This window comes from Streptomyces sp. CRCS-T-1, from assembly GCF_024442335.1.
GTDB classification, from domain to species: domain Bacteria; phylum Actinomycetota; class Actinomycetes; order Streptomycetales; family Streptomycetaceae; genus Streptomyces; species Streptomyces koelreuteriae.
This window is the reverse complement of the sequence record NZ_CP101651.1, coordinates 750,020-770,809: the sequence shown is the minus strand read 5'-3', so window position 1 is coordinate 770,809 and position 20,790 is coordinate 750,020. Positions and strand designations below refer to the sequence as shown.

16 protein-coding genes and 1 pseudogene are annotated in these 20,790 nt (G+C 71.9%); 12 read left to right on the top strand and 5 right to left on the bottom strand.

The features are described from left to right. Positions 1–74: 74 nt before the first annotated feature. A complete protein-coding gene (locus tag NNW99_RS03515; protein ID WP_215117120.1) occupies positions 75–1,184 on the bottom strand; it encodes an alpha/beta hydrolase-fold protein in 1,110 nt (369 codons plus the stop codon). Between the two features lie 94 nt (positions 1,185–1,278). Between NNW99_RS03515 and NNW99_RS03510 the strand changes: the two genes are divergently transcribed. Genes NNW99_RS03510 through NNW99_RS03500 form a run of 3 tightly spaced genes read left to right on the top strand, consistent with a single transcriptional unit; the run spans position 1,279 to position 3,640 of the window. Continuing rightward, positions 1,279–1,491 carry an MbtH family protein gene (locus NNW99_RS03510; protein WP_215117119.1) on the top strand — a complete coding sequence of 71 codons (213 nt, stop codon included), beginning with the start codon at positions 1,279–1,281 and terminating at the stop codon, positions 1,489–1,491. A gap of 8 nt (positions 1,492–1,499) precedes the next feature. After that, positions 1,500–3,074 carry an amidohydrolase gene (locus NNW99_RS03505; RefSeq protein ID WP_215117118.1) on the top strand — a complete coding sequence of 525 codons (1,575 nt, stop codon included), beginning with the start codon at positions 1,500–1,502 and terminating at the stop codon, positions 3,072–3,074. A gap of 35 nt (positions 3,075–3,109) precedes the next feature. Beyond that, positions 3,110–3,640, top strand: coding sequence for a GNAT family N-acetyltransferase (locus NNW99_RS03500; RefSeq protein WP_215117117.1), 531 nt, complete (start codon positions 3,110–3,112; stop codon positions 3,638–3,640). Here NNW99_RS03500 and argB read toward each other — a convergent pair. Together argB and NNW99_RS03490 are read right to left on the bottom strand one after the other, a co-directional pair. Then, on the bottom strand, positions 3,627–4,511 hold the full coding sequence (gene argB / locus NNW99_RS03495) for an acetylglutamate kinase (RefSeq protein WP_285439964.1): 885 nt from the start codon (positions 4,509–4,511) through the stop codon (positions 3,627–3,629). The genes NNW99_RS03500 and argB overlap by 14 nt on opposite strands. Before the next feature lie 128 nt (positions 4,512–4,639). Further along, positions 4,640–5,296 (bottom strand): isochorismatase family protein, encoded by a 657-nt coding sequence (locus NNW99_RS03490; protein WP_215117116.1) that lies wholly within the window; start codon positions 5,294–5,296, stop codon positions 4,640–4,642. A 246-nt stretch (positions 5,297–5,542) separates the two neighbouring features. Between NNW99_RS03490 and panD the strand changes: the two genes are divergently transcribed. Both panD and NNW99_RS03480 read left to right on the top strand, forming a co-directional pair. Then, positions 5,543–5,962, top strand: a complete 420-nt coding sequence (gene panD, locus NNW99_RS03485) for an aspartate 1-decarboxylase (RefSeq protein ID WP_215117115.1) — start codon at positions 5,543–5,545, stop codon at positions 5,960–5,962. A gap of 32 nt (positions 5,963–5,994) precedes the next feature. Then, entirely contained in the window at positions 5,995–6,339 is a 345-nt protein-coding gene (locus NNW99_RS03480) for a GNAT family N-acetyltransferase (protein WP_215117114.1), read from the top strand. A gap of 442 nt (positions 6,340–6,781) precedes the next feature. Here NNW99_RS03480 and gndA read toward each other — a convergent pair whose 3' ends face one another. Beyond that, on the bottom strand, positions 6,782–8,221 hold the full coding sequence (gndA, locus tag NNW99_RS03475; protein ID WP_215117113.1) for an NADP-dependent phosphogluconate dehydrogenase: 1,440 nt from the start codon (positions 8,219–8,221) through the stop codon (positions 6,782–6,784). A gap of 348 nt (positions 8,222–8,569) precedes the next feature. Between gndA and NNW99_RS03470 the strand changes: the two genes are divergently transcribed. Beyond that, positions 8,570–9,790 (top strand): transglycosylase family protein, encoded by a 1,221-nt coding sequence (locus tag NNW99_RS03470; protein WP_215117112.1) that lies wholly within the window; start codon positions 8,570–8,572, stop codon positions 9,788–9,790. An 894-nt stretch (positions 9,791–10,684) separates the two neighbouring features. Here NNW99_RS03470 and NNW99_RS39065 read toward each other — a convergent pair. Continuing rightward, positions 10,685–11,510: pseudogene (locus NNW99_RS39065) on the bottom strand (DMT family transporter); the annotation flags it as partial. Positions 11,511–11,719: 209 nt separating this feature from the next. Here NNW99_RS39065 and NNW99_RS03460 point away from each other — a divergent pair. The 6 genes from NNW99_RS03460 to NNW99_RS03435 all read left to right on the top strand — a co-directional run bounded on the left by NNW99_RS03460 (position 11,720) and on the right by NNW99_RS03435 (position 20,759). Beyond that, positions 11,720–12,478: a (2Fe-2S)-binding protein gene (locus tag NNW99_RS03460; RefSeq protein WP_251057692.1), complete on the top strand. Its 759-nt coding sequence runs from the start codon at positions 11,720–11,722 to the stop codon at positions 12,476–12,478. Positions 12,479–12,517: 39 nt separating this feature from the next. Beyond that, the gene (gene glgA, locus NNW99_RS03455; protein WP_215117110.1) at positions 12,518–13,669 is read left to right on the top strand and encodes a glycogen synthase; all 1,152 of its coding nucleotides are present in this window, start codon (positions 12,518–12,520) and stop codon (positions 13,667–13,669) included. A 51-nt stretch (positions 13,670–13,720) separates the two neighbouring features. Then, a complete protein-coding gene (gene glgC / locus NNW99_RS03450; protein ID WP_215117109.1) occupies positions 13,721–14,941 on the top strand; it encodes a glucose-1-phosphate adenylyltransferase in 1,221 nt (406 codons plus the stop codon). 101 nt (positions 14,942–15,042) lie between these two features. Then, positions 15,043–17,661, top strand: coding sequence for a PA14 domain-containing protein (locus NNW99_RS03445; RefSeq protein WP_215117108.1), 2,619 nt, complete (start codon positions 15,043–15,045; stop codon positions 17,659–17,661). A gap of 145 nt (positions 17,662–17,806) precedes the next feature. After that, entirely contained in the window at positions 17,807–19,150 is a 1,344-nt protein-coding gene (locus NNW99_RS03440; protein ID WP_215117107.1) for a wax ester/triacylglycerol synthase family O-acyltransferase, read from the top strand. A 106-nt stretch (positions 19,151–19,256) separates the two neighbouring features. Continuing rightward, the gene (locus NNW99_RS03435; protein WP_215117106.1) at positions 19,257–20,759 is read left to right on the top strand and encodes an SDR family NAD(P)-dependent oxidoreductase; all 1,503 of its coding nucleotides are present in this window, start codon (positions 19,257–19,259) and stop codon (positions 20,757–20,759) included. Positions 20,760–20,790: the final 31 nt, after the last annotated feature.

Below are 20,790 nucleotides of genomic sequence, written 5' to 3'. Positions count from 1 at the left end.
TGAGGGGCCCGGGGGGGCCTGGCTTTTAGGGGCGCGGGGAACTGCGCGACCAGCCCCCACCGCCCCGCGGACAACTACTCACCGAGGGCCCAGCCCACATCCCGAAGCAGGGCATGACGCCACCCGGCCCGGTCATGCCCGGAAGCCGCCCGCGAAACCCGCACACTCGCACCACCCTGCTCAACCAAGGCCTCGACCAGCTCACAGTGCGGCAGCATCCGCTCCTCATGCTCCCCGACATCGAACGCCACCCGCAGCCCCGACAGATCACCACCCGCCCGCAACCGCTCGGCGATCACACCCCCCACCGGCCCTCCCAACGGATCAGCCGCCCCCATCGCACCCGGCTGCCACCAGAACGACCCCGACTGACAGGCAACCCGCGACACAAGACCGGGAAACTCCAGCGCCGCATACACCGCGCTCAGCCCGCTGAGGCTCTGCCCGGCAACCACCAGCCGGTCAAGATCGGCCGGCACACCCGACTCCGCCACCAGCGGCAGCAGTTCGTCCCGCACCGCCTCCCACAACCCGGCCCGGCACGTGAACTCCTCGGCCCGGTCCTTGGCCGGCAGAAAGACCAGCGTCACCGGCGGCAGCTCACCCGCGGCCACGGCCGATTCGAACGCGGTCGTGGCCGGATGCAGATACAGCCAGTCGTCCCCGTCGAGCAGCAGGACCACGGGCCCACCGCCCCCCACCGGATGGACCCGCACGGTCCGCCGCCCCCCGAGCCGTTCACTGGCCCAGCGGATCCGCGTACGCGGCAGGGGCAGCACCTCGTCGGCACCGACGACCGGCCAGTGCGGCTGCTCCGGCGCGTCCGGCGTCGCCACGATGGACCGCTCACCGCCCGCACCGGCCGGGTTGAGCGGGTCGGCGTACGCCGCGTCGTCCACCAGGAACTGATACGTCACCCGCAGCCGCTCGGGCATGCGCACCTCGGCGTACCAGCAGTCCGAGTCGGCCCAGCGGCGCAGGGGCACCGGATCCGACCAGCTCTCGAAACCGACCCGCGCCTGAGCCCCACGCCACAGGAAGAGGGTCACCCAGCCACCGTCCTCGGCCGGTTTCACGGCGGGCGCCCCCGCCGCGGCCCAGAACTCGTCGGTGCCGGGGACGCCGGGCAGCCCGAATCCGGTGAAGGCGTCGGCTTCCTCCATGTCGGCCGCGACCAGGCGCATGAGTGTCTCCTTGTGAGAGGGAAGGGACAAAGGCTAAGCTCCAATCAATTAGGCGAGCCTAACCTAATCTTGGCCTTCCAAGGAGGCATCGAGCATGAGCACCAACCCCTTCGACGACAACGAGGGCCGCTTCCTGGTCCTGGTGAACGACGAGGGCCAGCACTCACTCTGGCCGTCGTTCGCCGAGGTACCCGGGGGCTGGACGATCGCCTTCGAGGAGAACACCCGGGAAGCGTGCCTGGAGTACGTCGAGACCCACTGGACGGACCTGCGCCCGAGGTCCCTCGCCGCGACGATGGACGTCTGACCTCACCGATGCTGTGCACCAGGCTGACCAACGCCCGTTTCCTCACCATGGACCCGGACCATCCGGTCGCCCATGACGTGGGCATCTGGCAGGGCCGGATCGCGGGCCTCGACGCGGCCGTGACCTCCCTGCCCGCCCGTGAGGTGATCGACCTCCAGGGGGCCACCGTGCTCCCCGGGTTCATCGACGCCCATGTGCACCTCGCCTGGACCGGGTTCAAACAGAACACCCCGAGCATCGCCGGCCGCACCCGGATCGACGACGTCCTCGCGCTCGTCGCGGAAGCCGTCGCCCGCACCCGCGCGCCCGGCGACTGGGTGAGCATCGCCGGCTACGACCAGCGGGCCCTGGGCCGCCATCTGACCGCCGCCGAGCTCGACAAGGTCAGCGACGGACGCAAGATCTTCCTGCTGCACGACTCCGGCCACGGCTGCGTCGTCAACACGGCGGTTCTGGATCTGCTGCCCGCCGACATCCCGCACGAGAACGGCTTCCTCGCCGAGCAGGCCATGGGCGCCGCCCGCGCCCTGCGTCTGCCGCACTCCCAGCAGGACCTGGCCGAGGCGATCGGCCGGGCCGCCCGCACCTGCCTCACCGAGGGCATCACCGCCTGCGCCGAAGCGGGCATCGGCGGCAAGCTCTTCGGCCACAGCCCCGTCGAACTCGGCGCCTACCAGCTAGCCCAGGACAACGGCCTGCTGCCCCTGCGCGTGCAGCTCATGGTGTCCGGGGACCGGCTGAGCCCGGTCTCCGCACACGAGACCGACGGCATCCCCAGGGCCCTCGATCTCGGCCTGCGCACCGGGTTCGGCGACGACCGGCTCTCCGTGGGCGCGCTGAAGATCTACACCGACGGCGGCATGATGGCCCGTACGGCCGCGCTGACCAGCCCGTACGAAGGGCTCGACCACACCGGGCAGTTGCAGGACGACCCGGAGGCGCTCACGGACCTCATCGTGGACGGCCACCTCGCCGGCTGGCAGCTCGCCGTGCACGCGATCGGCGACCGCGCGGCCGACATCGCCCTGGACGCCCTCGACCGCGCCCAGCGCCTGCGGCCCCGGCCCGAGGCCCGCCACCGCATCGAACACGCCGGGCTGATCCGGCCCGACCAGCTCCCGCGCTTCGCGCGCCTCGGCGTCAGCGCGGTGATCCAGCCCAACTTCCTCAGGTACTTCGGCGACGACTACGCGTCGATCATGGGCGAGGAACGTGCGCCGTGGATGTACCGGGGCCGGGCGTTCCTGGACCACGGCATCCCGCTGGTGGGCAGCTCGGACCGCCCCGTCGCCGACGGATCGCCCCTGCGCGCCGTCCAGTTCATGGTCGAGCGCGCCTCCACCTCGGGACAGCTCATCGGCCCGGACGAGGCCGTCACGGTCGACGAGGCCCTGCACGCGTACACCGTCGCCGGCGCCCATGCCTGCCACTGGGAGAACAGCCTGGGGAGCCTGACCCCCGGCAAACGCGCCGACCTGGTCGTCCTCGGCGACGACCCTCGACGCGTCGACCCCTCCCGCATAGGCGACATCGAGGTCGTCGAGACGTACGTCGACGGCCGCCCGAGCCGTCCGCGCGTTTGATCCGGGCCCCCGCCCGGTACCGAGGAAGGAATCCCTTGACCACGGCTACGCCGCGCCCCGCCGCGCCGCCGCACGCTCTTCTCACGCCCTCGTTCTCGGTGCGCACCGCCCGCCCCGACGAGGCCACCGCGCTCGCCGCCCTGTCCCTCCCCTTCGTGGCCTCGGGTGCGCTGCGCGAACGCCCCGTCTCCCTCTACGCCGACCGTGCCGCGGACTTCCTGGTACTGGAGGCATCGGACGGCACCCTGGAAGGCTGCGTGGGCATGCGGGCGTATCGCGACGGGGATCCCGACGGGGGAGCAGACGCCGGACTCGCAGGCGTCGTCTACAACTTCTGCGTGGCGGAGCACCAGCAGGGGAGCGGAGCGGGAGCAGGGCTGCTGCGCGCGGTCCTGACCATGGCCCGAGCCCGATCACTCGACGCCCTGTTCACGGCGACCACCGGCAGCGGCGGACTGTTCCTGCGCTACGGCTTCACACCCACGACCGCCGACCTGGCGCCGCGGGCCTGGGCGGAGTCCCTGGACCCACGGCGCAACGCCCGTGTCCTGGTCAGGACTTGGTGACCACGCCGGAAACCGCGCCGGAAACCGAGCCGGAAACCGAGCCGGAGACCGCGCCGGAATCGGCGTCGGGAACCACGGTCGTGCCCGGGCTGGTCTCGGCGAGCACGCCGCGCAGCACCGCGTGCGGCACACGCCCGTCCAGCACATGCGCCTTGCGCACGCCGCCCTGGACGGCACGCAGACAGCCCTCCATCTTCGGCAGCATCCCGCTCGCCAGCCCGGGCAGCAGCCCCTCCAGCGCACCGGCCGTCAGGCGTCCGATCACCTCGGTGCTGTGCGGCCAGTCCGCGTACAGCCCCTCGACATCGGTGAGCATCACCAGCCGCTCGGCGTCGAGGGCGACGGCGAGGGCCGACGCCGCGAGATCGGCGTTGACGTTGTAGACCTGCCCGTCCGCACCGCGCGCCACGGGGGAGACGACGGGGATGTGCCCCTGCTCCAGCAGCCCGCGCACCATCGCCGGGTTCACGTCCACGACATCGCCGACGAGACCGATGTCCACCGTCCTGCCGTCCACCCGGGCCGGCCGCCGCACCGCCGTCATCGTGTGCGCGTCCTCGCCGGTCAGGCCGACCGCGAAGGGCCCATGGGCGTTGATGTGGCCGACCAGCTCCCGCTGGACGCGGCCGGTGAGCACCATGCGCACCACGTCCATGGTCTCCGGGGTGGTGACCCTGAGGCCCGCCTCGAAACGGGTCTCCAGGCCCAGACGGTCGAGCATCGAGCTGATCTGCGGCCCGCCGCCGTGCACGACGACCGGGCGCAGCCCCGCGTGCCACAGCTCCACCATGTCCTGGGCGAAGGCCCGTTGCAGACTCGCGTCCACCATGGCGTTGCCGCCGAACTTGACGACGACCGCGCTGCCCAGCAGCTCACCCGGCGGCTGGGCAAGGGACGGGAGGCGGGTCGCGACCGGGTCGGCCTGGGTCACGCTCACGGAGTCACTCCAATTCGAGGATGTGTCGTCGAGGAAGGCACCGGTGCTCCGCGCCGAGAGCGTCACGCGTTTCTCCGCTCCCGGTGCAGGAGCAGGGCGCGCAGCAGACCGTCCGTCGTACAGACCACTCCGGTACGCGCGGCCCACCGGAGCGCCAGGCTGTGCTCCTCGGCGGAGAAGTCGGCGACCGCGTCGGCGACGACGAACGGCTGGATGTCGTTCATGAAGGCGTCCGCGGCGGTCAGCAGGACACCGAGATGCGCGTGCACCCCGCAGATGATCAGCTGGTCCCGGTTCTGGGAGCGCAGCAGCCTGCCGAGATGGCTGCGCAGAAAGGCGTTGTGGCGCACGTTCGCCAGCAGATGCTCGCCCGGCCGGGGAGTGAGCGGCGCGATGATCGCCGCGGCGTCAGGCTCGTCCCCGATGCCGGGCCCCCACATGTCACCGACCAACCCCCGCTGCGCGGGCGGCTGCCCGGCCGGCTCCGCACTGAACACCACCGGCATGTCCAGGGTGTCGGCGAGCTCCCTGAGCGCCGCGATGTTGTCCACGAGCTCCACCACGGGGGCACGCCCGGCGGGAAAGGCCCGCACGAAGTGGTTCTGCATGTCATGAACCAGGAGCGCGGCCCGTGCCGGATCGATCCGCCAGGAGACCTGCGACCGGGGGATCGCCGAGCGCTCCGGCATGGGATAGGAGCCGATGGCCGGCAAGCCCATGGTGATTCTCTCCCCCCCGATCACGCGACGCGGTCCGGACCCAACGAGAAATTTAGCTTAGCCTAACCTAAATTGAGCTCCGTGGGGCTGGAGTTGACACAGCACAACCCGCCCTTCCGGATGTGGCGATGGTCACGCACCTCACCGAACTCCCTTGCGTAGGCTGACGTCGGCCCTTCGCAAGGCGACCAGTAGCCCTTGACCTGCGAGAGCGCGGGCAGGGAGCGTCATAGTGGGAGTGCACCGATGTTGCGAACCATGTTCAAATCAAAGATCCACCGAGCCACCGTCACCCAGGCCGACCTGCACTACGTGGGATCGGTGACCATCGACGCCGATCTGCTCGACGCCGCCGATCTGCTGCCCGGCGAGCTCGTGCACATCGTGGACGTCACCAACGGCGCCCGGCTGGAGACGTATGTCATCGAGGGCGAGCGCGGATCCGGGGTGATCGGGATCAACGGGGCCGCCGCGCACCTCGTGCAGCCCGGGGACCTAGTGATCATCATCAGCTACGCACAGGTGACGGACGCCGAGGCGCGGGCACTCACCCCCAGGGTCGTGCACGTGGACCGCGACAACCGGATCGTGGCCCTGGGCGCCGACCCGTCCGAGCCGGTGCCGGGCTCGGACCAGCAGCGCAGCCCGCAGGCCGTCGGGGCCTGACCGGGACCGCAGGGGAACAGGAGCAAGTCCATATGAAGGACCTGGAGATCCGCGACGACCGGGAGGCCGGCCGTCTGGAGGCGCTGACCGGCGGTGAAGTCGTCGGCCGCATCGAGTACTTCGTCCTCGAGAGCCCCGAGCGCGCGCTCGTGCCCGTGCACACGATCGTCGAACCGGCCCACGAGGGCCAGGGCATCGCCGGTTCGCTCGCGCGTGAGCTGTACGCCATCGCCGGACGCGAGCACAGCCCGGTCGCCTCGCTGTGTCCCTACGTCACCCGATGGGCCGAGCGCCATCCCGACGAGGCCCGCCCGGCCGATCCGGACCTGCTGACGGCGGCCAAGGACTGGCTGTCCGCCCACCCCGGCCGTTTCTGACCCACCTGGACCCTTCCCCGTCCCGCGCCGGAGTGACTGGGGAAGCGGGTGCCGGGTAGGCGGGGGATAGTCCAGAGCCGGAGTCGATCCACTGGCTGGAGGGCCTCATGACGAATCCGTTTCCCGACCCCGTGCATCCGGGGCCGACACCGGGCCCGGATCCCCAGCACCCGGAGCCGCGCCCCGACCCGGTGCCCGATCCGCAGCCACCGCCGGGCCCGGAGCCGACTCCGCCGCCCCCGTCCCCGACCCCGCCCCCGGGGCCGGACCCCGTGCCGGGTCCCGACCCGTCACCCATTCCGCCGGGCCCGGAACCCGTACCCAGCCCCGAGCCGGGCCCGCCGCTCACCTGAACGACACCGTAAACGAGAACGAGAAGGGGCCGGTGGACAGCCACGCGAGCTGTCCACCGGCCCCTCGTCTCTGCCTCAGCGGCGAGCGCCTACGCGGAGACCTCCGAGCGGTCCCCGCCCCACAGCGTGTGGAACGAACCGTCCCGGTCCACCCTGCGGTAGGTGTGCGCACCGAAGTAGTCCCGCTGCCCCTGCGTCAGCGCCGCCGGCAGCCGCTCCGCGCGCAGGGCGTCGTAGTAGGCGAGGGCCGCGGCGAAGCCGGGGGTCGGCACGCCCTCGCGGGTCGCGGCGATCAGCACCTCGCGCCAGTCGTCCTGGGCGTCCGCGATCTCCTGCGCGAACGTCGCGTCCGACAGCAGGCTCGGCAGGTCCGGGCGGGTGTCGTAGGCGGAGCGGATCCGGTCCAGGAAGGCCGCGCGGATGATGCAGCCGCCACGCCACAGCGCGGAGACCGCACCGAGGTCGATGTCCCAGCCGTACTCGTCGCGGGCCGCGTCGATCTCGTGGAAGCCCTGCGTGTACGACACGATCTTCGACGCGTACAGAGCCTGCTCCACCCGGTCGGCGAAGGCCCGCGCCTCCGACTCGCTGAGCGCCTTGGCCGTCGGGCCGGCCAGACCGCGCGAGGCCTCCCGCAGGGCCGCGTGACCGGACAGGGAGCGGGCGAAGACGGCCTCCGCGATACCGGAAACCGGAACGCCCAGGTCGAGGGCGATCTGGACCGTCCAGCGGCCGGTGCCCTTCTGCTCCGCCTGGTCCACCACGACGTCCACGAACGGCTTGCCCGTCTCCGCGTCGACGTGCGACAGCACCTCGGCCGTGATCTCGATCAGGTAGGAGTCGAGGCGGCCCTGGTTCCAGGTGCGGAAGATCTCCGCGATCTGCGCGGGGGAGTAGCCGGCGACATCGCGCAGCAGCTGGTAGGCCTCGCCGATGAGCTGCATGTCCGCGTACTCGATGCCGTTGTGCACCATCTTCACGAAGTGACCGGCACCGTCCGGACCGACGTGGGAGACACACGGAGAGCCGTCGGCCGCCTTCGCCGAGATCTTCTCCAGCATCGGGCCCAGCGAGTCGTACGACTCCTTCGGGCCGCCGGGCATGATGCTCGGCCCGTTCAGCGCGCCCTCCTCGCCGCCGGAGACGCCCATGCCGACGAAGTGGATGCCCTGCTCGCGCAGCTCGCGCTCCCGGCGCCGGGTGTCGGCGAAGTGCGCGTTGCCGCCGTCGATGATCATGTCGCCGGGCTCCAGCAGCGGGGCGAACTCCTGGATCACCGCGTCCGTCGGCTCACCGGCCTTCACCATCACGACCAGGCGCCGCGGGCGCTCCAGCGCCGCCACGAACTCCTTCGCGCTCTCGCAGGCGACGAACTCCCCCTCGCCGCCGAACTCCTCGACCAGGGCGCGCGTGCGCGCGGGCGTCCGGTTGTGCACCGCCACCGCGTAGCCGTTGCGGGCGAAGTTGCGGGCGAGGTTGCGGCCCATGACCGCGAGACCCGTGACGCCGATCTGCGCTGTACTGCTCATTCGGTTGGCTCCTAAAGACCTCGGTATCGGTGCTGCCGGTGGTGTCCACCAGCATGCCCCCGTCGACCATCCTGACGTGCCGCTACTCCGTCCGCACGCGCGGGTCGTACGACGTCGCGCAGCGTGATACGCACGAAAGCCCCGTCGCACTCAGTCGATGTAAGCGTCCCCGCGCACGTCGCACCCGCGCACCGGGTGGCTCACGCGATGCACCGCCGTGGCGCACGTCGCGCAACAGGGGCCTCATACCGGCCATTTGGGCGCCCGGGCGGCTGATAGCCGTCTTGTTCTGGCCGGTTCGCAGCGCTTACTTTTGCCCCTCCTGACGCATGTCTAGGGGGGCACTCGATGGCCGTACGCGGCCGGCACCGCCGGTATCAGCCGAACAGGATCAACCGGGCCTCACTCACCGTCACGGCGGGTGGCGCGGGCATGGCACTGCCGTTCATGGGCACCGGCGTCGCCCAGGCGGCGGACGTGGACACCTGGAACAAGGTCGCCGCCTGCGAGTCCACCAGCAACTGGAGCATCAACACCGGCAACGGGTTCTACGGCGGTCTGCAGTTCACCCAGTCCACCTGGGAGGCGTACGGCGGCCGGACCTACGCGGCCCGCGCGGACCTGGCCACCAAGGACCAGCAGATCGCCGTCGCCGAGAAGGTGCTCGACGGGCAGGGCCCGGGCGCCTGGCCGGTCTGCTCGAAGCGCGCCGGACTGACCCGGGGCGGAGGCGAGCCCGACATCCGGCCGGCCTCCGAGAGCACGAAGAAGGACGTGCGCAAGAAGCCCAGGACGTCCATCGAGGACGTACGGCCGCAGTCCACACCGCAGTCCCGGGCGGGCAACGCCGAGATGTACACCGTGGTCCGGGGCGACACCCTCTCCGGGATCGCGTCCGACCAGGAGGTCCGGGGCGGCTGGCGGGGTCTGTACGCCGCCAACCGCTCGGCCATAGGAGCCGACCCCGACCTGATCGTGCCCGGTCAGCGGCTCGCGCTGCGGGGTGAGGGCGCCGCCACGAAGACGCGTCCCGCGACCGAGCCGGGCCCCGCGGCCAAGCCGTCGCCGAAGAAGCCGGACCGTGCGAAGGAACGCGCGAAGGAGCCGTCCAAGGAGCGCGCCAAGGACGAGAGCAAGGACCGCGCCGGACGGTCGACCGCCCGGCAGGGCCTCGTCGCTCCCGTCAGCGGCTCCCTGGGAACGCCCTACCGCAAGGCGGGCTCGTCCTGGTCGAAGGGCTACCACACCGGCGTCGACTTCCCCGTGCCCACGGGCACGTCCATCAGGTCGGTCGCCGCGGGCAGCGTCGTCAGCGCGGGCTGGGGCGGCTCCTTCGGCTACCAGGTCGTGGTCCGGCACGCCGACGGCCGCTACAGCCAGTACGCCCACCTGTCGGCGATCTCCGTGCGGGACGGGCAGTCGGTGACCGCGGGCCAGCGCCTCGGCCGCTCCGGCTCCACCGGCAACAGCTCGGGCCCGCATCTGCACTTCGAGGTGCGGACGGGGCCCGGTTTCGGTACGGACGTCGACCCGGTGGCCTATCTCCGGGCCGGCGGCGTCACGATCTGATGCGGGTGCGGTGCCGGTCGACCGTGGGCAGCGGGACGTACGGGATGCCGTAGAAGGGCACGTAGGAGAGCGGGCGGCGGTCGCCGGGGCCTGAGGACACCGGCATGTCCCCGCTCTCGTACGGGATGTCCGGGGCGGCCTCGGGCTCCTCGGAGGCAAGGGACCGGGGCACGGGCACCGACTCGTCCCCGGACCGTCCGCGACCGGCCCCGCCACGGTCGCCCGTCCCCGCGCTCGACGCTCCTCCGACGCCGAACGTCTCGGGGAGCACGCCCCTGGCTACGGGCAGCACCCCCACGGCTACGGGCGGCGCGCCCACGGTCTCGGCCAGGACGCCGACCCCGGGCGGGGTGCTCCGGGCCTCCGGCGAGGCGTTCACCGCCCCGGCGGCCCCGGCGGCCCCGGCAGCCCCGACGCCCAGCGTCTCGGGCCGCACATTCACGGCCGCGGGCGTCGCGCCCAAGATCACCGGCGAGGCGCTCACCGCCCCGACGCCCAGCGTCTCGGGCCGCGCATTCACGGCCGCGGGCGGTGTACCCACGATCGCCGGCTGGGCGTTCCCGGGCTCCGGCGAGGCAGCGTTCACGGCCCCGGCCAAGCTGCCCACCGTGGCAGGCGACGCCCTCTCCGTCTCGGACACGACGCCGATCCCGGGGATCTCCGGCGAGGCGTCGACCACCCCGGCCAGGCTGCCCACGCCGACAGGCGACGCCCTCACCGTCTCGCGCAGCGCACTCCCGCTCCCGGCCCGGCTGCCGACCGTCTCGGCCGAATCAACCGTGCCCTGTGACGCAGACCCTGCACCCACCGGCTCCGGCCGACCCCGTCCGCTCCCGGCGGGCTCGGGCACCGTCCCCGTCGTGCTCCCCGTCCTGCTCTCCTCCGGCCGATCCTGCGCCAGCCGCTCCGTCGTCAGCAGAATCAGCCCACCCGCCGCGACCACACCACAGCTCAGCGCGAGCGCCGTGCCCGTCGTGCCATAGCGGAAGGTTTCTCCGAACATCGTGATGCCGACCGCGGCCGCCACCACCGGGTTCACCACGGTCAGCGTGGCCAGCGGGGCCGTGAGGCCCGCGCCCCGGTACGCGGCCTGCGAGAGCAGCATGCCGGCCGTTGCGAGGACGCCGATCACGGCGAGGGAGGGCACATCGGCCGCCGACACGCCGCCGGTCCAGTCGACCGCGACGGTCTTGGTGAACACCGAGGACATGCCGAACGCGATACCCGCGGCCGTCGCCAGCAGCATGCTGCGGACCGCCGGGTGCCGGTGCGCGGCCCGGGCGGCGATCATCAGCGTCACGACCGCGCCGGCGGTGAAGACGGCCACGGCCACCCGCTGAGCCGTGTCCAGCGACCGCGCGTCGGCCGCGGCGACCAGGGACAGCAGACCGGCGAGCCCGACCGTCGCCATGATCGCGCCCCGCCAGGCCGTGGCACCCGCCTTGCGGCCGACGAACAGTGCCGCCATCGGCAGGGCCACCACGATGGTCAGCGCGCCCAGCGGCTGCACCAGGCTCAGCGGACCGTACGCCAGCGCCACCACGTGCAGCACTCCGCCGAGACCGTTGAGTCCGACCGCCGCCCACCAGCCCGGCCGGCGCAGCGGAGCGTACTGCTCGCCCGGCGAGGACTCCGCCACCCGCTCCTGCACGATCGCCCCGCCCGCGTAAGCGACGGCGGACACGAGCGACAGCAGGACGGACAACGCGAGGGCGCTCATCGGCTGCTCCTCTGCGTCAGGCGGGGGCAATCAGCCCGGCGCGGCGAAAGGTCGGCTTTCATGACCAACACCCTGCCGTGTCCAGGTCTTCCCGTCGTCGTCCCTGAGCACTCATTGGGTCCTACTGCCGATGGAGTACGAGGGGAGCACCATCATCCCCAGGGTGGGCGACCATGGGCGGGGTCACCGGGTCGCGTCCCCTAGGGGCCTTGGTACTACTGGTCTTCGTGGACCTCGACCCCGACCTCGCCGCACTCCGCCCGCTCGGCGGCTTCTTCGCGCTGCGCACGGAAGGAGCGGCGGCCAGGCCTCTTCCCACTCTCGCACAGGCCTACGGCGAAACGTCACCGGATGTGTACGGAAATCCCCTGATTTTTCGCATCCGCAAGGTAGCCGGCGCCCTGCACGCCCCGGAGTCGCGCATCGCCGCGTCCGTGGCCCACCTCGGCCTCGCGGCCCGCCTGTGGTCCGTCGCGCTCGGCTGCGCGGTCCTCTACGGCAGCGTCCCCGACCTCGACGCCCGGCTGCTGCGCTGGGACGCCGACGGTAGTGCCCCCGACGACCTGTGGCTCACGGACGTACGGCCGCTCCCCGGGGCGGACGCGGCGACGCTCGCGGACACCGTCCTCGACGGCCACCTCGAACCCCTGGCGGCGGCCCTGCGCGCCCACCACCGCCTCGCCCCCGGCCTGCTGCGCGGCAACGCCGCCTCCGCGCTGGCGGGCGCCGCCCGCGAACTCGACCGCTGGGCCCGGCGGCACGACCGTACGGACACCGCCGCCCGGGCCCGCTCCCTGGCCGCGGAACTCCTCGCGCACCCCCTGCTCACAGGCACCGGAACCCTCACCGGCACCGCCTTCCGGCGCCGCAGCTGCTGTCTGTACTACCGGGTGCCCGGCGGGGGCGTCTGCGGCGACTGTTGCTTCACGACGCCGCCCCGCTCTTCCCCACACGCCCCATCTGGGTGACCATGAAAGGGAACGGCCGCTGAGAGCAGGGAGTTGCGGGTGCGAGTGGGACTGCTGACCCGGGAGTACCCGCCGGATGTGTACGGCGGTGCGGGCGTCCATGTGGAGTTCCTCGCCCGGGAGCTCAGAGACCTGGTCGACCTGGACGTGCACTGCTGGGGCGAGGGCCGCGCCTACGGCGTGCGGCGCCACCGGCCCTGGTCCGCGCTCGACGGCGCCAACGACGCGCTGCGCACCTTCTCCGTGGACCTCGCCATGACCGCCGCCCTGGAGGGCCGCGAGCTGGTCCACTCCCACACCTGGTACGCCAACCTCGGCGGCCACCTCGCCAAGCTGCTCTACGGCATCCCGCACGTGATGACCGCCCACTCCCTGGAGCCGCTGCGCCCCTGGAAGGCCGAGCAGCTCGGCGGCGGTTACGAGCTGTCCGGCTGGGCCGAACGCACCGCGATCGAGGCCGCCGACGCGGTGATCGCGGTGTCCGGGGCGATGCGCGAGGACATCCTCGGCTGCTACCCGGCCCTGGACCCGGAGAAGGTCCATGTCGTGCACAACGGCATCGACACCAGCCTCTACCGGCCCGACCACGGCACGGACGCCCTGGACCGGATCGGGATCGACCGCTCCCGTCCGTATGTGCTGTTCGTCGGGCGTATCACCCGGCAGAAGGGTGTACCCCACCTGCTGCGCGCGGTGCGGGACATCGACCCGGCCGCGCAGGTCGTGCTGTGCGCGGGCGCACCGGACACGCCGGAGATCGACCAGGAGTTCCGCGAGCTGTTCGGGGAGCTGAGCCGGGTCCGCGACGGCGTGTTCTGGATCCCGCGGATGCTGCCGCGCCCGGAGGTGATCCAGCTCCTCACGCACGCCGCGCTGTTCGTCTGCCCCTCGGTGTACGAGCCGCTCGGCATCGTGAACCTGGAGGCGATGGCCTGCGGTACGCCCGTGGTGGCCTCGGCGGTCGGCGGCATCCCCGAGGTCGTCGACGACGGCGCGACCGGCCTGCTCGTCCCGCCGGGCGACGACTTCGAGGCGGGTCTCGCCCGGGCCATGGACACCGTCCTGGGCGATCCGGAGACCGCCGGGCGGATGGGCGTGGCCGGGCGGGAGCGGGCGGTCGGCGAGTTCGGCTGGGACGCGGTGGCCCGCCGCACGGTCCGGCTCTACGAGGAGATCCTGAAACAGGCATAGCGCGTCCCGCACAGGGGCAGGCATCGGGAAATCGGCGTGAGGGGAGCGGCCATGCGTCGTGGTGGTCCTTCGGTCCTGGGAATCGTGCTGGCCGGCGGCGAGGGCAAACGCCTGATGCCGCTGACCGCGGACCGTGCCAAACCCGCGGTCACCTTCGGCGGGACCTACCGCCTGGTCGACTTCGTGCTGTCCAACCTCGTCAACGGCGACATCCTGCGCATCTGCGTCCTGACGCAGTACAAGTCGCACTCGCTGGACCGGCACATCACCACCACCTGGCGGATGTCCAACCTGCTCGGCAACTACGTCACGCCCGTGCCCGCCCAGCAGCGCCTCGGCCCGCGCTGGTACCTGGGCAGCGCCGACGCGATCCTGCAGTCGCTGAACCTGATCTACGACGAGCGCCCCGAGTACGTCGCCGTCTTCGGCGCCGACCACGTCTACCGCATGGACCCCCGCCAGATGCTCGCCCAGCACATCGACAGCGGCGCGGGCGTGACGGTGGCCGGGATCCGGGTGCCGCGCACCGAGTCCTCGTCGTTCGGCGTGATCACGCCGGGCTCGGACGGCCAGACGGTGGAGCGCTTCCTGGAGAAGCCGACGGATCCGCCCGGTCTGCCGGACGACCCGGACATGGTCTTCGCCTCCATGGGCAACTACATCTTCACCACCAAGGCCCTCATCGAGGCGCTCCGGCGGGACGCGGAGGACGAGGCCTCCGTGCACGACATGGGCGGCTCGATCCTGCCCCAGCTCACCGACCGGGGCGAGGCCGCGCTGTACGACTTCAGCGCCAACCACGTGCCCGGAGAGACCACCCGCGACCAGGGCTACTGGCGGGACGTCGGCACACTGGACGCCTACTACGAGGCCCATATGGACCTGATCGCCGAGCGCCCGGCGTTCAATCTGTACAACCGCAGCTGGCCGATCTACACGCACTCGTACCAGCTCTCGCCGGCCCGCTTCAACGCCGGCGGCATCGCCAGCGAGTCCATCATCAGCGCGGGCTGCCTGGTGCGCGGCCAGGTCACGCGGTCCGTGCTGTCGCCGGGTGTCGTGGTGGACCCGGGGGCCGTCGTACAGGGCTCCGTGCTGCACGACAACGTGCACATCGGCCGGGGCGCGGTGGTCCGGGGCGCCGTCCTCGACAAGAACGTCGAGGTGCCGCCGGGCGCGACGATCGGCGTCAACCCGGAGCGGGACGCCGAGCTGTACACGGTGTCCAAGGGCGGCGTCATCGCCCTCGGGAAGGGCCAGTTGGTCACCTGACGGGTCCCCGCCCGGGGACTTTGTCCTGCCTCTGGACGAAGAGCGGAATCCGTGTTGTCATGCCCTCGCCCGGAAATGACATCGTTGTAAACGGAGGTTCCGTGCGTACCGGACCCCACAGAAACCGGCTCGCGTTACTGCTCGCCGCGCTCCTCGCCCTCACCGGCCTGACCGCGGCCCCCGCCCTGGCGGACGACCCCGCCGAGATCCACGGCCTCAAGGGCGAGTACTTCACCCACTCCGCCCCCGGCGCCTTCGACTTCCACACCCTCAAGGCGACGACCTTCGACCAGGACCTCTACTTCGACAACCTGGAGCCGCGCCTGAACTTCACCACCGGCCGATCGGACGACGTCAGCGTCCGCTGGACCGGAAAGATCGTCCCGGAGAAGACCGGCCCCCACACCTTCTCGGTCATCGGCGACAACGGCTTCCGCCTCTGGATCGACGGAAAGCCCCTCATCGACCACTGGGTGGACGACTGGGACCGCGAACAGACGGCCCAGCCCATAGACCTGACCGCGGGCAAGGCCTACGACATCAAGGTCGAGTACTTCGAGCACTACGGCGGCTCCAACCTCCACCTCCGCTGGACCCCGCCGGGCGCCGGCAAGGAGCCGGTCCCGCAGTCGGCCTTCCGCCTCCCCGACGGCTTCGACTACGACGGAGCCCTCGCGGCCACGGTCCAGTCCACCGGCCGCACGCTCAAGCTGGACTTCGCCCAGCCCCTGGCCGCACCCCCGGCGGGCTTCACCGACCACCTCAAGGCGGTGATCGGCGGCGCCGAATGGCCCCTGGGCGCGGCGCGACCGGACCCGTCCGATCCCACCTCCCTCCTGGTCGCCCTCGACGAGCCGGTCGTCGGCAACAAGACCGGCACGGCCCGGGGCACCGCCGACATCCGCTACGACGGCCAGGGCGGCCTCTCCGACACCGACGGCAACGTTGTCAAGGAGTTCTGGAGCAGCGGCCCCAACCGCTCCACGCACCAGCTCAGCACCCGCTGGGCCGACGAGGTCGGGCCCGGCAACGCCCACCCCGAGTACCCGCGCCCGCAGCTCACCCGGGACGCCTGGCAGAACCTCAACGGCCGCTGGCAGTTCGCCGCCGCCGAGCCCGGCGAGCAGCCGCCCGTCGGCAAGAACCTGAAGGAGCGCATCCTCGTCCCGTACCCGGTGGAGTCCCAGCTCTCCGGCATCGAACGGCACGAGGACCGCATGTGGTACCGCCGCACCTTCACGGTCCCGCGCGACTGGGACATCGGCTCCGGCAAGCGGCTCGAGCTCAACTTCGGCGCCGTCGACTGGCGCTCGGAGGTCTACGTCAACGGCACCAAGGTGGCCGAGCACGAAGGGGGCTACGACAAGTTCAGCGCCGACATCACCGACGCGCTGAAGCCCGGCCGCACCCAGGAACTCATCGTCGGCGTCTACGACCCCACCGACGCGGCATCCGGCGAGAACCCGCCGCTCGGCAAGCAGCGCCTGGACCCCAGCGGCATCTGGTACACCCCGTCCTCCGGCATCTGGCAGACGGTCTGGATGGAGCCGGTGGCCCGCGACCACACGGACTCCCTCGAGCTCACCCCGGACGTGGCCGGCGAGAAGCTGACCGTTGAGGCCCGGGGCGTCCGGGACGGCGTACCGATCACCGCGACGGCGTACGACGGGAAGCGCGAGGTCGCCACGGCGAGCGGCCGCACCGGCAGTGCGCTGACCCTGACCGTGCGCGACCCGCACCTGTGGTCCCCCGACGACCCCTTCCTCTACAAGCTCAAGGTGAAGGTCGGCGCCGACCGGGTCGGCAGCTACTTCGGGATGCGCTCCATCGCCGTCGAGAAGGTGAACGGAGTGCCGCGCACGGTCCTCAACGGCGAGCCGGTCTTCATGATGGCCACCCTCGACCAGGGCTTCTGGCCGGACGGCCTGCACACCGCGCCCACCGACGAGGCCCTCGCCTACGACCTGAAGGCGCACAAGCGGCTCGGCTTCAACTCCGTCCGCAAGCACATCAAGGTCGAGCCGGACCGCTGGTTCTACTGGGCCGACCGGCTCGGGCTGCTGGTGTGGCAGGACATGCCCGCGATGACGGCCGGGGTGAACCCGAGCGACTCCTCCCGCGCCCGCTACGAGCGGGAGATGAAGGAGATGATCGACGAGCACATCAGCAGCCCGTCGGTCGTCATGTGGGTGACCTTCAACGAGGGCTGGGGCCAGTACGACGTGGGCCGGGTCGCCGAGCAGGCCAAGGCGTGGGACCCCACGCGGCTGGTCAACGGCCAGTCCGGGCTGAACCTCGGCGCCGACGGCGGCACCGGTGACCTCATGGACGAGCACGGCTATCCCAGCCCGGCCCTGCCGCCGCGCCCGGACGGCGAGCGTGCCCTGGTCAGCGGCGAGTACGGCGGCCTGGGCCTCGCGGTGCCCGGCCACGCCTGGTCGGTGCAGCAGTCGTACGTCGACGTCGACCCGGCCACGTACACCGAGGACTATCTGACCAAGCTCGACGAGGTCAGGGCCCTGGTCTGCCGGGGCAGCAACGGTGCCGTATACACCCAGATCGCGGACGTCGAGGGTGAGCTGAACGGCTTCCTCACCTACGACCGGGCCGTCCTGAAACCGGACACGGCCCGGCTCAAGGCGGCGCACCAGGCGCTGATCCGTGACGCCTCCCGGGTGACTCCCACCGGGTGCCCGGCGCCGCAACCTGTGCTGAACTGACGGCACATGCACCATAAGTCCCGCCCCTCTTCGTCGGGGCGGGACTTAATCTGCTGTTAACTGTACGTAGCGTGATCGTACTTGACCGTAATCGGCTGAGGGCGGTTGACTACTGACTCACCCGTCGTCGACGCGAGGCAAGCCCTTGACTGCTGACCTGCTCGCTCCACTCGACCTGGCGTTCTGGAACCTCGAGTCCGCCGAGCACCCCATGCACCTCGGGGCGCTCGGGATCTTCCCCGCCCACTCGCCGGCCGCGGGCGCCCGCGCCGCGGACCTGCTCGCGGCCCGCGCCGCCGACGTCCCCGGACTGCGCATGCGCATCCGCGACGTGTGGCAGCCGCTGCCCGCGGCGCTGCGCCGGCCGCACGCCTTCGGCGGTGCGGCCCGGGAGGAGGACCCGGACTTCGACTCCCAGCACCATGTCCGGCTGCACGCCCCGACCGCCGACTTCCACGCCACGGCGGGCCGGCTCATGGGGCGTCCGCTGGAGCGCGGCCGGCCGCCCTGGGAGGCCCATGTGCTGCCCGGCGAGGACGGCGGCTCCTTCGCGGTGCTCTTCAAGTTCCACCACGCCCTGGCCGACGGGCTCCGGGCACTCACCCTCGCCGCGGGCCTCATGGACCCGATGGACATGCCGGCGCCCCGGCCCCGCCCCGCCGCGCCCCCGCGCCCTCTGCTGCCGGACGTGCGCGACCTGCCCGGGATGGTGCGCGGCGCCCTGTCCGACGTGAGCCGGGCCCTGGACATCGGAGCCTCCGTCGCCCGCTCCTCCCTCGACGTGCGCTCCACCCCCGCGCTCACCTGCGAGCCGAGCGGCACCCGCCGCACCGCCGGAGTGGTGCTCGACCTCGACGATGTGCACCGCGTCCGCAAGACCGTCGGCGGCACCGTCAACGACGTGCTGATCGCCGTCGTCGCTGGCGCCCTGCGCCGCTGGCTCGACGAGCGCGGCGACGGCAGCGAGGGCGTGGCGCCGCGCGCCCTGATCCCCGTCTCCAAGCGCCGCCCGCGCACCGCCTACCCACAGGGCAACCGGCTCTCCGGTTACCTGATACGGCTTCCGGTGGACGACGAGGACCCGCTGGCGCGCCTCGCCTCGGTCCGCACCGCCATGGACCGCAACAAGGACGCCGGCCCCAACCGGGGCGCGGGCGCCGTCGCCCTGCTCGCCGACCACGTCCCCGCCCTCGCCCACCGGCTCGGCGGCCCCCTGGTCGGCCAGGCGGCACGGCTCTGGTTCGACATCCTGGTGACCAGCGTGCCCCTGCCCAGCCTCGGCCTGAAACTCGGCGGCCACCCGCTCACCGCCGTGTTCCCCTTCGCCCCGCTGCCCCCCGGCCACTCCCTGGCGGTGGCGGTCTCGACGTACCGGGGCAGCGTCCACTACGGCCTCGTCGCCGACGCCGAAGCCGTCCCCGACCTCGACCGATTCGCCGCCGCCGTCACCGAGGAGGTGCGGACGCTGATCATGGCCTGCGAGTCCTGATCAGGGGCGGGTTTGGAGGTCCGGCCCGGCGCTCCGTAAAATTCGCCCTTCGAATGCGGGCGCGACCGGCGCGCCGCCAGGACCACAGCAGGGAACGACAGCGGCGATGACGGTGACAGAGGACGGCCCGCAGGCCATGGACGAGGCGAGCGGGCTCTCGTACGGACCCGGCATCGACCCCGAGCGTCTGGCCGTCTGCCTCAGCGTGCTCGAGGAACTCGACAAGCTGGAGGTCGACCACCCGGACGCCGTCGCCGTGCGCCGGGCCACCGCGGGCGTCTACCGCACGGTCAAGCAGCGCCGCCGCCAGGAGCGCCGGGCCGCCAAGACCGCCCACGACAAGGCGGTCACGGAGGCCACGGCGACCGGCTCCGCCCAGCGCATCGACGACGAGACCGAGGGTCTGCTGCCCTCCTCGAACACCGAGGAGGGCAGGATCGCGGGGATACTCCAGCGCCCGCGCTCCTGCTACACCTGCAAGGCCCGGTACGTGGAAGTCGACTACTTCTACCACCAGCTCTGTCCCGACTGCGCCCGCGTGAACCGCGAGAAGCGCGACGTCCGCGCCGACCTCACCGGCAAGCGCGCCCTGCTCACCGGCGGCCGCGCCAAGATCGGCATGTACATCGCGCTCCGGCTGCTGCGCGACGGGGCGCACACCACGATCACCACGCGCTTCCCGAAGGACGCCATCCGCCGCTTCAAGGCGATGGACGACTCCGCGGACTGGATCCACCGCCTGGAGGTCGTCGGCATCGACCTGCGCGACCCGGCGCAGGCCGTGGCCCTCGCCGAGCAGGTCGCCGACGCCGGTCCCCTCGACATCCTCGTCAACAACGCGACGCAGACCGTGCGCCGGCTGCCCTCCGCCTACGCCGCCCTGGTCGACGGCGAGAGCGCCCCGCTGCCCGCCGGGGAACTCCCCGCCCACCACGTCATCGGCGCCTTCAACTCCGGCGCGGTCGACGGCATCGCCGCGCTGCCAATCGGCACCAGCGGCCTCGACGCGCAGAAGGTCGCCGACCTCGCCCTGGTCGCGGGCAACGCCAGCGTCGAGCGGCACCTCGACGGCACCGCGATCGACGCGGGCGGCCTGGTCCCCGACGTCGTCGACTCCAACACCTGGGTGCAGACGATCGATCAGATCTCCCCGGTGGAGCTGCTGGAGACCCAGCTCTGCAACTACACGTCGCCGTTCATCCTGATCAGCGCCTTGCGCCCCGCGATGGCCGAGGCCGCGAAGAAGGCGGCGAGCGGGCGGGCGTACGTCGTGAACGTCTCCGCGATGGAGGGGGTCTTCGGGCGCGGCTACAAGGGCGCGGGGCACCCGAACACCAACGCCGCCAAGGCCGCGATGAACATGGTGACGCGGACCAGTGCCCAGGAGATGTTCCAGGCCGACGGGATTCTGATGACCTCGGTCGACACGGGATGGATCACGGACGAGCGGCCCCACTACGACAAGCTGCGGCTCGCCGAGGCCGGTTTCCACGCGCCGCTGGATCTGGTCGACGGCGCGGCCCGTGTGTACGACCCGATCGTGCGGGGCGAGGCGGGGGAGGACCTGTACGGGATCTTCCTGAAGGACTACGCGCCGGGCAAGTGGTAGGCCGGGACCCGGGCGAGCGTCTGCGGGGTGT